General features: G+C 33.9%; 12 protein-coding genes. 5 read left to right on the top strand and 7 right to left on the bottom strand.

The features are described 5' to 3' along the window. Positions 1–83: 83 nt before the first annotated feature. Positions 84–1,382: a hemolysin family protein gene (locus tag AC1Q8L_RS26225; protein ID WP_072941006.1), complete on the bottom strand. Its 1,299-nt coding sequence runs from the start codon at positions 1,380–1,382 to the stop codon at positions 84–86. 108 nt (positions 1,383–1,490) lie between these two features. Continuing rightward, positions 1,491–1,877: an SMU1112c/YaeR family gloxylase I-like metalloprotein gene (gloA2, locus tag AC1Q8L_RS26220; protein WP_001017682.1), complete on the bottom strand. Its 387-nt coding sequence runs from the start codon at positions 1,875–1,877 to the stop codon at positions 1,491–1,493. Between the two features lie 91 nt (positions 1,878–1,968). On the opposite strand from gloA2, the gene AC1Q8L_RS26215 reads away from it, so the two are divergent. From AC1Q8L_RS26215 to AC1Q8L_RS26205, 3 genes are all read left to right on the top strand, one after another. Then, complete coding sequence (locus AC1Q8L_RS26215; protein ID WP_000668876.1) at positions 1,969–3,147, top strand: NupC/NupG family nucleoside CNT transporter; 1,179 nt, start codon at positions 1,969–1,971, stop codon at positions 3,145–3,147. Between the two features lie 186 nt (positions 3,148–3,333). Continuing rightward, positions 3,334–4,350 carry an LCP family protein gene (locus AC1Q8L_RS26210; protein WP_002153524.1) on the top strand — a complete coding sequence of 339 codons (1,017 nt, stop codon included), beginning with the start codon at positions 3,334–3,336 and terminating at the stop codon, positions 4,348–4,350. 234 nt (positions 4,351–4,584) lie between these two features. Further along, positions 4,585–5,847, top strand: a complete 1,263-nt coding sequence (locus AC1Q8L_RS26205) for a VanW family protein (protein ID WP_000777371.1) — start codon at positions 4,585–4,587, stop codon at positions 5,845–5,847. A gap of 42 nt (positions 5,848–5,889) precedes the next feature. Here AC1Q8L_RS26205 and AC1Q8L_RS26200 read toward each other — a convergent pair whose 3' ends face one another. Both AC1Q8L_RS26200 and AC1Q8L_RS26195 read right to left on the bottom strand, forming a co-directional pair. Next, positions 5,890–6,162, bottom strand: coding sequence for a hypothetical protein (locus AC1Q8L_RS26200; RefSeq protein ID WP_000288806.1), 273 nt, complete (start codon positions 6,160–6,162; stop codon positions 5,890–5,892). Between the two features lie 16 nt (positions 6,163–6,178). Beyond that, on the bottom strand, positions 6,179–6,697 hold the full coding sequence (locus tag AC1Q8L_RS26195) for an RNase A-like domain-containing lipoprotein (RefSeq protein ID WP_000822706.1): 519 nt from the start codon (positions 6,695–6,697) through the stop codon (positions 6,179–6,181). 398 nt (positions 6,698–7,095) lie between these two features. Here AC1Q8L_RS26195 and AC1Q8L_RS26190 point away from each other — a divergent pair, with 398 nt between their 5' ends. Continuing rightward, positions 7,096–7,644, top strand: a complete 549-nt coding sequence (locus tag AC1Q8L_RS26190) for a TVP38/TMEM64 family protein (RefSeq protein ID WP_000852231.1) — start codon at positions 7,096–7,098, stop codon at positions 7,642–7,644. A 63-nt stretch (positions 7,645–7,707) separates the two neighbouring features. On the opposite strand, the gene AC1Q8L_RS26185 is transcribed toward AC1Q8L_RS26190, so the two are convergent. The 3 genes from AC1Q8L_RS26185 to AC1Q8L_RS26175 all read right to left on the bottom strand — a co-directional run bounded on the left by AC1Q8L_RS26185 (position 7,708) and on the right by AC1Q8L_RS26175 (position 10,980). After that, positions 7,708–9,408 carry a M4 family metallopeptidase gene (locus AC1Q8L_RS26185; RefSeq protein ID WP_000730376.1) on the bottom strand — a complete coding sequence of 567 codons (1,701 nt, stop codon included), beginning with the start codon at positions 9,406–9,408 and terminating at the stop codon, positions 7,708–7,710. A gap of 166 nt (positions 9,409–9,574) precedes the next feature. Next, the gene (gene nprX / locus AC1Q8L_RS26180) at positions 9,575–9,706 is read right to left on the bottom strand and encodes a quorum-signaling peptide NprX (RefSeq protein WP_000738910.1); all 132 of its coding nucleotides are present in this window, start codon (positions 9,704–9,706) and stop codon (positions 9,575–9,577) included. Positions 9,707–9,708: 2 nt separating this feature from the next. Further along, positions 9,709–10,980: a helix-turn-helix transcriptional regulator gene (locus AC1Q8L_RS26175; protein ID WP_001187938.1), complete on the bottom strand. Its 1,272-nt coding sequence runs from the start codon at positions 10,978–10,980 to the stop codon at positions 9,709–9,711. 198 nt (positions 10,981–11,178) lie between these two features. On the opposite strand from AC1Q8L_RS26175, the gene AC1Q8L_RS26170 reads away from it, so the two are divergent. Further along, the gene (locus AC1Q8L_RS26170) at positions 11,179–12,642 is read left to right on the top strand and encodes a nicotinate phosphoribosyltransferase (RefSeq protein ID WP_000150177.1); all 1,464 of its coding nucleotides are present in this window, start codon (positions 11,179–11,181) and stop codon (positions 12,640–12,642) included. Positions 12,643–12,660 lie beyond the last annotated feature (18 nt).

Raw genomic sequence — 12,660 nt, 5'->3', positions numbered from 1 at the left:
TCCACCTTCACTATATAGCACCTTTTTTGAAAGCGCAAACATTTATTTTTCTGTATATCCTTTTTATTAAAGTTTATAGAAAATCATTCTTCTACTTTCCTTATTTCCACTCGTTTAATTTGATGCATATCCTTTTCAAGGACTTTAAAATAAAAACCGTGTTTCTCAATAACATCTCCTTCAGCAACGATTTGTTTTTGTACCATAATCCAGCCACCAATTGTATCTACATCATCAGCAATTAAATGTATGCCAAGCAAATCATTTACTTCACTAATAAGCACTTTTCCCTCTACGATTTTATAACCTTCACTTACATGCTCTATAGGTGGATTCTCATCTTCATCGTATTCATCTCGAATTTCTCCAACAATTTCTTCTAAAATATCTTCTAGTGTAACAATCCCTGCTGTACCACCATATTCATCATACAATACAGCTAATGGAATGTGTTTTCTTTGCATTTGTAATAGTAAATCATGAATTGGAATATTTTCTAGCACTTCAATAACTGGCCTTGTATATGGCATAATCGAGCACTCCTCGTCCCGATTCCCATCCATATAACGAATAAATAAATCTTTTACATTAACCATCCCAATAATTTCATCTTTATCTTCACCAAATACAGGATATCTCGTGTACTTTTCTTGTGCGATTACTTTAATATGTGTTTCAAATGGTTCGTCCTCATATAAGCCTACAACTTCCGTACGAGGTACCATAATTTCTTTTGCTACTCTATTATCAAATTCAAAAATATTATTTACATATTTAAATTCCCTTTGGTTAATCTCTCCGCTCTCATAGCTCTCAGATAAGATTAACCTTAATTCTTCTTCTGAATGAGCTACTTCATGTTCAGAAGCTGGATGTAATCCGAATAAACCAGTTACAACCCTCGCTGAACCATTCAAAGCCCAAATAAACGGATACATAACTCGGTAAAAATAAATAAGTGGTTTCGATAACAATAAGCTAACTTGTTCTGCTTTTTGTATAGCAAATGTCTTTGGAGCAAGTTCCCCAATGACAACATGTAAAAATGTAATTACTGCAAAGGCAATAATAAATGAAACTGTACTGGAAATTGCAGGTGAGAATTGTAATTTTAAAAACAACGGCTCGAGTAAATGTTTAATAGTTGGTTCCCCTAACCACCCGAGCCCTAAAGCAGTAATTGTAATACCTAGCTGACAGGCCGATAAATACTCATCTAAATTTGAAGTTACCTTTTTAGCTGACAGTGCACCTCGTCTTTTTTCACTAACGAGTTGATCAATACGACTGCTACGTACCTTAATAATTGCAAACTCAACAGCCACAAAAAATGCTGTTAACCCAATAAGAATGACTACCATCAATAATTTTAAAATATCCACATATGTCCTTTAGCTTTCTTAGCTAAAGTTACACCTCCTTTTAAAAAGAAGTTTCACTTTAGTTTCTTCAATTATTGGAAAGCAACTCTATATAAAATCCACCAATTTTCAAACCTCATACAATTCTAAAGGTAAACCATCGGGATCTTGGAAAAAGACGAATTTCTTCTCCGTTATTTCATCAATACGGATCGATTCTGTCTCAACACCACATTGATTTAAATGCTTCACAGCTTCTTCTATATTTGTAACAGCAAATGCTAAATGTCTAAGACCTGCTGCTTCTGGAAAACTTTTGCGCTCAGGCGGATTTGGAAATGAAAATAATTCGATTTGATACTCTTCTCCTACACATAAATCTAATTTATAAGAATCTCGTTCCTTTCTATATACTTCATTCAGTTCTTTAAATCCTAATATTCTAGTATAAAAATACTTTGACGTCTCATAATTCGAACAAATAATTGCAACGTGATGCACTCTACATATATTCATACTCTCTCTATTCCTTTCTTTACCAAAGATGCATATTCTCTCTTGAAATGAAAAACATATATAGCAGAATATCTCTTTTAGGGGGCTTATCATGAAATTCATTACTTTTTTCGTCGGACTAATTGTTGTTTTCTTGCTCGCTTATATTGCTAGCAATAATAAGAAGCATATTAAATTTAAACCAATTTTTATCATGCTTATTATACAGTTAATTTTAACCTATTTACTACTAAATACAGAAGTCGGCCTCATACTAATTAGAATCATTTCCAGTTTGTTTACCAAGCTACTCGAGTATGCTGCTAATGGAATAAATTTCGTATTTGGTGGTCTTGCAAATAAAGGTGAAATGCCATTTTTCCTTAATGTATTATTACCAATCGTCTTTATTTCTGTTTTAATTGGCATATTACAACATTTCAAAATACTACCATTTTTTATTCATTGGATCGGGTACTTTCTTAGTAAAATAAATGGTCTTGGGAAATTAGAATCTTACAACGCTATTGCCTCTGCCATTGTCGGCCAATCAGAAGTTTTTATTACAGTGAAAAAGCAATTAGCTCAAATTCCAAAACACCGTCTTTATACACTTTGTGCCTCTGCTATGTCAACCGTATCTATGTCTATCGTAGGTGCCTATATGACAATGATTGAACCTAAATATGTAGTAACTGCACTCGTTCTCAATTTATTTAGCGGTTTTATTATCGTACTCATCATTAACCCTTACGACGTTAAAGATGACGAAGATATTTTAGAAATCAAAGGTGAAAAACAGAGCTTTTTTGAAATGCTTGGAGAATACATTCTTGATGGTTTTCGTGTAGCCATTGTTGTCGGCGCTATGCTCATCGGATTCGTCGCATTAATTAGTTGTATTAATGACCTGTTCCTCATTATATTCGGTATTACGTTCCAACAATTAATCGGCTATATATTTGCACCTATCGCATTCCTTATCGGTGTACCAAGTTCTGAAATTGTCGCAGCTGGCAGCATTATGGCAACGAAGCTTGTAACAAATGAATTTGTTGCAATGATGGACCTCAGTAAAATTTCTAATAGCCTTTCCCCCCGTACAGTTGGTATTATTTCTGTTTTCCTTGTGTCTTTTGCCAATTTCTCTTCCATTGGTATTATTTCAGGTGCGGTAAAAGGACTAAACGAGGAACAAGGAAACGTTGTTGCGAGGTTTGGCCTTAAATTACTATATGGAGCTACTCTCGTTAGCATTTTATCTGCAATTATCGTAAGCATTATGTTGTAATTAGGTAAAATTTTATCATTTTCTTATCCCTATCTTTTGTATACAATAACGAATAGGTGTCTTATAAATAATCAAGACATCTATTTTTTATACATGTACAATCGCTTTTATTTAGCGTAAAATATTTTTTATGTGTTTGAATACACTTCTAAATGTATACACTTTGATAGTTTTAAAGGAGAAAAAATGATGAAATCCGACACGAACAACAATACGCGAGCCAAAAAAGGACGCTCAAAGAAAAAACGCCTACTTTGGTTCCTTCTTATTCCATTACTAATTGTAGCACTTGGAGCAGGAGGCTACTCCTTCCATATATACAGTAAAGCAAAGTCCGTCTTAAATAATGCTTATGCTGAACTAGGTCGAGGAGATAAGTCCAGTAAACGTGAAAAAGCTGTTAAACCTATGACCGACAACATTTCCGTACTTATTATGGGTGTTGATGAAAGTGAAATTAGGGAAAAAGGTTATGGAAAAGCGACTCGAACAGATGCGTTATTACTTGCAACAATTAATAAAAACGATAAATCCGTTAAACTTGTAAGCATTCCACGTGACTCACGCGTCTACATTAAATCACGTGATAAATACGATAAAATTACACATGCGCACGTATTCGGTGGTGTAGACAGCACAATTGATACGGTAGAGAACTTTTTAGATGTTCCAGTTGATTACTATGTAAAATTCAACTTTAAATCCTTTATTAAAATTGTTGATTCTCTTGGTGGTATTACTGTAGACGTTCCAGTTGAGTTCACAGAGCAAAATAGTAAAGATGAAGCAGATGCAATTCATCTTAAAAAAGGACGTCAACATTTAAATGGAGAAGAAGCATTGGCGCTAGCTAGAACTCGTCATATCGATAGTGATTATATGCGTGGCCAACGACAACAGCTTGTATTAGAGGCCATTGCTGAAAAGGCACTATCTCTTAATTCCATTAATAAAATCGGTGGCCTACTAGACGCTGTCGATAAGGATTTAAAAACCAATTTAACGTTTGATGATATGATGACAATTACAAAAAATTCAATGGATTCAAATTTAAAGATGGAAAAAATGCAAGTAGAAGGTACAGATAAATATATAGGTGGTATTTATTATTACGTTCCAAATGAAAAAAGCGTCGACACTATTTCAACTACCCTTCAAAAACATCTCGGTGTTACGAATAAAAATGAACATAAAAAATTATAATAAAAAGGCTGCTAGATCTTTCTAGACAGCCTTTTTATTATATTTTTCAACATATTTTTCATACACATTGTGACAAGAAGTGACAATTATTACAGCTATGTAACATTTTTTATGAAAACATTACACACACAGTGAAAATAATAGTATACTAGTACGTACATAATGTTATTTTCATCATTTTTATACAAAAAATGTAATACATATATTTATACATAAATTTCTGGGGGGAAATAAATGAAGCTAAGTAAAATACTGATTGGTTCTGCAATTGCTGGGGGCATATTACTTTGTGTAGGCGGTGTTGGGGGATATCAATATGTATCCAAATTAAATAATCAATTAAATACTACTGCATTACCAAATACTACATTTGAAGGTATTTCTCTCGAAGGAAAAAATAGGAAAGATATTCAAGCAATTATTAATCAAAAGGTAACTGAGTTAGATCAAAAATCCCTTACCTACATATTCCAAAACGATAAACAAACTTACACATGGAAAGATTTAGGGATAAATTATAAAGAGAAAGATATTATTGACAAAATCTTCAAAGAACAAGAAGGAAACGTAATGAATCGTTACAAAATGCGTAAGCAAGCTGAAAACGGTGAATTAAAACGTGACTATAAATTAACACCACAATTAAATGCAACAGCTTATGAAACCTTTATAAAAGATAAATATAATGAAACATTAAAAAATCCTGTTAATGCAGAATTGAGTATTGAAGGCTCAACAGTAAATGTTAGTCAAAGCCAAAACGGAGAAAAAATTGATAAAGGGAAACTAAACGATTTAACAAACGAAGCTATTACTACTGGTAAATCAGATGTTACATTGCCAGTTACATTTATAAAACCAGAACGTTCTACAGAAGACATACAGAAAATGGGTATTAAAGAAGTCATCGCTGAATATTCTACTCCAATGGCCGGCCGTAACGGAAATCAATCATTTAACGTAAATAAGTCAGCCAATACTTTAAGTGGGGTTATTGTCGCACCTGATGAAACATTTAGTTTTAATGGCCGCGTTGGCGTAACTGATGCTGCACATGGTTATAAATCTGCAGCAGTATATTCACAAGGTAAAGTAATACAAAGTGCAGGCGGAGGAGTTTGCCAAGTCAGTAGTACTTTATACAGCGCAGCTTTAAGGGCAGATTTAGGCATTGTTTCTCGAAGCAATCATTCTATGCCGGTAAATTATTTACCACTTGGGCAAGATGCAGCAGTAGCAGATTATGGTCCAGATTTAAAATTTAAAAATAATACGGGCAATCATATTTATATTCAAGCATTTTCAAATGGAGGTAGTATTACTACACGCATTTTCGGTACAAATACTGGTAAAAATGTTGAAGTTTCTTCCCAAGTAATTAGTAGGACTAGTGATAAAATCACAGCGGTTACGTATAAAAAAGTAACACAAAACGGGGCAGTAATATCAAATGGACAAATTTCAAAAAGCGTATATAAAAGCGCTCCAAAAGAATAGATAATATCAACCGAATAGCATAAAGAAAAAGGCGTGATTTAATCACGCCTTTTTCTTTTGCAGTAATAGTAAAAAAGTTTCAAGATGGTCTTTCGTTTCTTCTAAAGACCACATACGATTCCCTTCCTTCGCAGCTAATACACACGCCTCTTCCCACACGTTCTTTTTCTTCATATTTATTAATTCATCACGTAATTTCAAAACGATTTCTTCGTCTTCTTGTTCAATAAACTCTTCCATCACGCTTACTATTTCATCCTCATGAATACTTAACGTACAGTACGATTTAAGAAAGTATTGTAATGTCGTATACATAATGTACTCCCCCTTCTTATTTATCAGATGGATAAGAAGTAATAATCTTAAACCCTAATTCTCCTGACTTATCTCTTGCTAAAACAGTAACAGTTTTTACCAACTTGTCTTTTACACTCATATTTTTCTTTATTACCGTTTTTCCAACCGGGAATGAATGTGTTGTATTTAATACGAGACGAGCCTCTTTAGAATTTTTTAACCAGTCTTGAATTTCCTTATCATGCTGCTTCAAACTATCTTTTACAGCTTTCGTTGCTGTTTCCTTGTCATAGTATGTACTTGCTGCTGATACTTTATCTGTCTTCAAGCGATTCTTCAAATCTTCTTCTGATTTGCCTACATGTCTTTCAATCGTATGACCATTTTTAGGTGGCCCTTCCATTTCATCTAAAATATTATCACTAATTTTTTCTACTGATGTCGATTGATTCCCTGTTTGTTTCTCTGTTTTTTGTTCTTTTCCTGCACATCCACTTAAGATCAGCATTAGTGCCAATAAACCACTCAAGAAAAGACTACTTATTCGTTTCATCATATCACCTCTTTCATGATTATTATCGCAACTTCACTAAAAGTCAATTTCACAACGAAAAAATCTATCAGTTTTCATTTTTTTCATCTATTTTTCCATATTTACCCGCGCAATTTCATCAATCCTCTATTTTTCGACTTTTATAATATATACCCCCTATATTTTATGATTATTTCCCATATAAAAACAGTGATAATATAACTATAAAACTCTTTTATACAAAGGTTTTTATAGTGTTTTTCAAAACATTTTAAAATACCCCTGTTTTTATATACCCAATACCCACATAAGGTATAAAGACCCCTTCTTATCAACGTTTTTCTACATTATGTAAATTTACCCTTGCCTATACAAACGAAATATGGTGTAATGCAAAAAAAGATAAAGGATTTTAAACAATGGCTGAAACGATTCAAAATTTCTTAACAGAATACTATTCAATCGCAATTCCACTTAGTATCTTAATTAACATCATCATTAGTCTTTTAGGCGTTATTCCTAGCATCTTTTTAACCGCCATTAATATACAGCTCTTCGGTGTAACAAATGGCACAATCATTTCAATCGCAGGTGAGGCCTTAGGGGCTATTATCTCGTTTTATATTTACCGCATAGGCCTTCAAAAGTTCACTCACGATAAAGTAAATAAGTACCCAAAGGTAGAGCGTCTTCTTTATGTACAAGGTAGAGAGGCCTTTCTACTCGTTCTATCGTTTCGATTGATACCTTTCATCCCATCAAGTATCGTGACTTTATTTGCAGCTCTAGGGAAAATGTCATTACTCTCCTTCAGTATTGCCAGTACAATAGGTAAAATACCGGCATTATTGATTGAAGTATATTCGGCATACCAAGTCATGAACGGAACAAATGAAGCGAAGTGGATTGTGACAATCGCAGGTTGTATCGGATTATATTATTTGTGGAAAAAATGGAGAAAAAAATAAAGAAGGAGCCTATGCTCCTTCTTTATTTTTGAGGTATTTTATTAATAGCTATCCTTTAAATCCTTAGTTAATACCAACAGCACTAAACGATTGCTTAACTGCCGCTACTTCCGCAGAAGTCGCACCATATAAATCAGCTGCAGCTTGTACTGCACCAGCACGAGCTTGGCTAAATGTAGTAGATTGCGTGAAATATTGTGTGTTTGCACGGTAATAAATTGCACCTAACTTATCTTTACCAATGCCCGTTACAGTTACACCCGAATGCGTACCACCATTTGCTAATAAATAAGCTTGTTTATTAATGATACCACTGTTTGTATGAACCCCACCGTTATCACTAGTACCAGTGTAACGCTTAGAATAATGGTCTGGGTCACCATATTTCGCTGGATCACTCATAGAGCGAAGCGCATCTCCCGCTTTACCAGGCGTGTAAATATCTTCACCAATCTCCCAATCTGGGTTACGGTTATCATAGAATTCTACTAAAGTACCAAAGATATCAGAAATCGCTTCATTTAACGCTCCTGATTCATTTTGATAAATTAAGTCCGAGCTATTTTCCGTAACAGCATGCGTTAATTCGTGACCAATTACGTCAATTCCACCAGATAATGAAGTGAATGTTACACCATCTCCATCTCCGTATACCATTTGTGAGCCGTTCCAGAATGCATTATTATACTTACTTCCGTAATGAACTGTTGATTTTAACGGTGCCCCTGCATCATTAATAGAGTTTCTATTAAATGTAGCTTTATAATAATCATATGTTTTACCTGCATAGTAATGAGCATCTACTGCCGCTGCATCATACGCTGCATTGAAAACATTATCTGCATCTACCCATAAAGTTCCTGGCAATGTAGTACGATTTTTCGCATCATATGTGAAAATCGTTGCTCCGCGCGTATTATCTTGTAAGTAGTAAGATGAGCCAGATAATGTTGTATTGAGTGATTTCGTATCTCCTAATACACCTTTACCAGTTCCTACTTTATTTGTTCCTGTTACAGGTTTTACTACTGCTTTCGCATCCTGTTTAGGAGCCTCTTGCTTAATTGGTGATTTATCTTCATTTGCTACATGATCCAATTTATTATATTTATTTAATACTTTACCGCTGTCTGCTTCAATGAAATAGTAGTAGTTTCCTGGACTTGGATCTAAGAAATTTAGATTTACAACATATGCATATGTTGTTTCTTCACCATTTTGATATACATATAAGTCCGCTTTTGGTTCTACCTCATATTTCGGTGTTACCCCTAAATCTTGCTGCGCGATTTCAATTGCTTTTGCGCCTTCAATCTTATTTTTATTTTTTAACTTTTCCTTTTTGTCTAAATCAGGTGCAACTGTTCCAGACAATACTTTTAAAGAACCGTCTTTACTTACGTGAGCTACTTGAGTAGAACCCCATACAGGTACTCCTTCGTAAACTTGTTGCATACGTACTACTGTTGAATCAGTTACAGCATCTTTCTTCACTTGTTTCACTTTGAAAGAATCTTGCGCACTCTTTTCCCCTAGCTTGTAATCACCTTTTGCTGCGTTTAAGTAATCAAACACAACAGATTCTGCTTTCTTACCAGTCGCTCCAGTTAGATCACCAGAAATAAACTCAGGTGACTGTACTGTCTCATTGTACTTCTTCGTAGAGAGTACATTTTTAGAATCCGCAAATGCAGAGCCTGTCCCTCCAAACGTTGTAACTGCCATTCCTGTCGCTAACACTAACGCTAAACTTTTCTTTTTCATGAACCTTCCCCCTAATAAAAAATTTTTTTGAAAAAGAGTAGTTTCATATTAGCATTATGTTTCCACTATTAATATACTAAAAATTCAAATAATTATTTTCTCAAGTTTTGTAGAATTTTGAGGAACAAATATTGAAAAAACCCTTTCCGATTGGAAAGGGTGGAGATTATAAATTAACTTGTTCAACAGTTTTAGCTTGTTGACCAACAATATCAGGTTTACTGCTATATTGATGTATTCCTCCAGCAACTGTAAGAGTCAATATAAACGCCAATACTCCAAATACCATCTTTTTCATGTTTATTCCTCCTTATTATCATTCATTAAATCAATAACTAACCTATAATATCGATTACTTTCTTCAAATCTCGATAAACTGGAAAAATGTTCTGCTAGTTCAACGTATACTTTCTTTAATTCTATTTTATTTCCTGCAGATTTATACAACGGGATAGCCTCATTTTCCAAAAATGCTTTATAATCTTTTGCTTCTTCAAAATATTTATATCTAAGCATTAAAAGCAAATATAATTTTGCATTAAATCTCTCTTCCTGTTTTGCTGCATCAATTCCCTTATCAATTAATGTCCTTGCCTCTTCCAATTCTTCTAATTTAATGCATACTAGTGCCATTTCGTATATTGTATCTAAATAGTTTAAATCTATTTGTTTTTGAAGTTGTAGACTATCTAAATAATATTTTTTCGCTTGCTGATATTTGCCTTTTTTATAATAGATACTTCCCATATTACTTAAAGTAATAGCTAATAGTACATCCTTATCAGCAAAAGATGTGGCCTCTCTCAATATACTCTCATACATTTTTAAAGCTTCTTCATACTGACCTTTTTCTGTATAACTTACCGCAATAAGGATTTGGCAATTAATTATGTTTCTAAACTTATATTCACTACGAAATCCTTCTAATGCCATATTTACAAAATGAATTGCAAGATGATGAATATCTAAATGAGTATATGCAAGCGCTATATTATAATACAAACCTGTTTCATGATACCCTTGTTCTTTGGCCATTACTTCTGTTTTTAATAAGTAATCTAGCCCATCCTTCCATCTATACTGTAAACAGCACAATAATCCTCTACTATACATATATAACAACTTCTGAAATGGAGAATATTTTTTATATACCTTCTTCAACTTATCTAATTCTTCTTCGAGTGCAGAAATATCCCTTTTCATAATTAAATAACGTGTATACAGCAGTTTATAATAATTTATAATTTCAAAATCCAACACATGCTTCATTTCACCTTGCAACTCTTCATATATACGTTCTACTTGTTGCTTGTCTAAATGAACTAGTGCATTTAACCATTCATCTAGCTTCCCCTTCACATCTTCTTCTACATCTCTCAAATCCGTCACAGCAATTTCTAGTCTTGCGCAGAGCAATTGTAGAATTTCTTCTGATGCTTCGATCTTTCCATTTTCGATCTTACTTAAGTATGAGACAGAACAAATGCCCTGACATAATTCTTCTTGTGTCATTTTTTGCTGAAGCCGTTTGTAAAAGACTTGTTTGCCTATTTTTTCTAATGTTTGTTGCATTGTCCTCCTCCATTCTCATTACCCCATTACTCTAATAATACATAAAATCTGGAGAAATATAAATTGATAAATATAAATTTTCTAAAAAATATGCATAATTTCATTTTTTTCTCTCTTGACTTCACTTCAATATCTCTTCTTTGCTACGAATGGTGAAAAATTGGTATACTATAACCAAATTATGGAGGTGTTCTCGCGATGACTCATTATAAAGACGATAGTTATGCCTTACATACAGACCTATATCAAATCAACATGGCTTATACATATTGGAAAGATGGTATTCATAATCGCCGTTCTGTTTTTGATTTATATTTTCGAAAGCTTCCATTTGAGAACGGCTACGCTGTTTTTGCTGGCCTTGAGAAAATTGTAGAGTACATAGAAAATTTCAGTTTTACTGAAAGCGATATCGCTTATTTAGCAGAATTAAAATTTGAAGAAGAATTCCTTCATTATTTACAAAATATGAAATTCACTGGGACGATTCGCAGTATGCAAGAAGGTGAAGTTGTATTTAATAACGAGCCTTTATTACGTGTTGATGCACCACTGGGTGAAGCACAAATTATTGAAACCGCCCTCTTAAATATTGTGAATTACCAAACATTAATTGCAACAAAAGCTGCTCGTATGAAACATGCTGCAAGTAATGATGAGCTTTTAGAGTTCGGCACAAGACGTGCCCATGAGTTCGATGCCGCCCTTTGGGGGACACGCGCTGCCTTTATTGGTGGTTTCTCCTCTACAAGCAACGTTCGTGCTGGGAAACGCTTCGGGATCCCTGTAGCTGGCACACACGCTCACTCTTTCGTTCAAGCATATCGCGATGAATACGTTGCGTTTAAGAAATACGCTGAAACTCATAAGAAGTGCGTCTTTCTCGTTGATACATATGACACATTGAAATCTGGTGTTCCAAATGCAATTCGTGTTGCAAAAGAATTTGGGGATCGTATTGATTTCTATGGTATACGTCTTGATAGTGGTGATATGGCTTATTTATCGAAAAAGGCACGAAAACTACTAGATGAATCAGGGTTTACAAATACAAAAATTATCGCTTCTAGCGATTTAGATGAATACACAATTATGCACCTTAAATCTCAAGGGGCAAAAATTGACGTATGGGGTGTTGGGACGAAATTAATTACGTCCTTTGAGCAACCTGCATTAGGGGCTGTTTACAAACTAGTTGCAATTGAAGATACTGACGGAAAATTAAATGATACGATTAAAATTTCATCTAATCCTGAAAAAATTACCACTCCAGGACTGAAACGAATTTATCGTATTATCAATCGGGTTAACGATCATGCAGAAGGCGATTATATTGCGTTAGATTCTGAAGAACCTGGAAAAGAAGAGCGCTTAAAAATGTTCCATCCAGTTCACACATATATAAGTAAATTTGTAACAAACTTTGAAGCCCGTGAACTCCATAAAGACATTTTCGTTAACGGTGAAAGAACATATGAACTACCAAGTATATTAGATATTCAACAATATAATGAACAGAGTCTCGCTCTATTTTGGGAAGAATACATGCGAACTTTAAATCCCGAAGAGTATCCTGTCGATTTAAGCCAAGAATGTTGGGATCATAAAATGAATTACATTCAAACTGTTCGAGAACAAGTTGAAAAAAACATACAAAAGTAAACAGAGAAGTTTCTCCTT

The sequence above is a fragment of the Bacillus sp. GW823-FHT06A11 genome, assembly GCF_058795355.1.
This window is presented reverse-complemented; position numbering and strand designations above follow the sequence as displayed.

What these genes read in the sequence shown, in the direction of transcription:
- gloA2 (WP_001017682.1), bottom strand. Translation starts at nt 1,877, where the DNA reads ATGAATATATGTAGAGTGCATCACGTTGCAATTATTTGTTCGAATTAT.
- AC1Q8L_RS26200 (WP_000288806.1), bottom strand. Translation starts at nt 6,162, where the DNA reads ATGTATACGACATTACAATACTTTCTTAAATCGTACTGTACGTTAAGT.
- AC1Q8L_RS26195 (WP_000822706.1), bottom strand. Translation starts at nt 6,697, where the DNA reads ATGAAACGAATAAGTAGTCTTTTCTTGAGTGGTTTATTGGCACTAATG.
- AC1Q8L_RS26190 (WP_000852231.1), top strand. Translation starts at nt 7,096, where the DNA reads ATGGCTGAAACGATTCAAAATTTCTTAACAGAATACTATTCAATCGCA.
- nprX (WP_000738910.1), bottom strand. Translation starts at nt 9,706, where the DNA reads ATGAAAAAGATGGTATTTGGAGTATTGGCGTTTATATTGACTCTTACA.
- AC1Q8L_RS26175 (WP_001187938.1), bottom strand. Translation starts at nt 10,980, where the DNA reads ATGCAACAAACATTAGAAAAAATAGGCAAACAAGTCTTTTACAAACGG.
- AC1Q8L_RS26185 (WP_000730376.1), bottom strand. Translation starts at nt 9,408, where the DNA reads ATGAAAAAGAAAAGTTTAGCGTTAGTGTTAGCGACAGGAATGGCAGTT.
- AC1Q8L_RS26210 (WP_002153524.1), top strand. Translation starts at nt 3,334, where the DNA reads ATGATGAAATCCGACACGAACAACAATACGCGAGCCAAAAAAGGACGC.
- AC1Q8L_RS26205 (WP_000777371.1), top strand. Translation starts at nt 4,585, where the DNA reads ATGAAGCTAAGTAAAATACTGATTGGTTCTGCAATTGCTGGGGGCATA.
- AC1Q8L_RS26170 (WP_000150177.1), top strand. Translation starts at nt 11,179, where the DNA reads ATGACTCATTATAAAGACGATAGTTATGCCTTACATACAGACCTATAT.
- AC1Q8L_RS26215 (WP_000668876.1), top strand. Translation starts at nt 1,969, where the DNA reads ATGAAATTCATTACTTTTTTCGTCGGACTAATTGTTGTTTTCTTGCTC.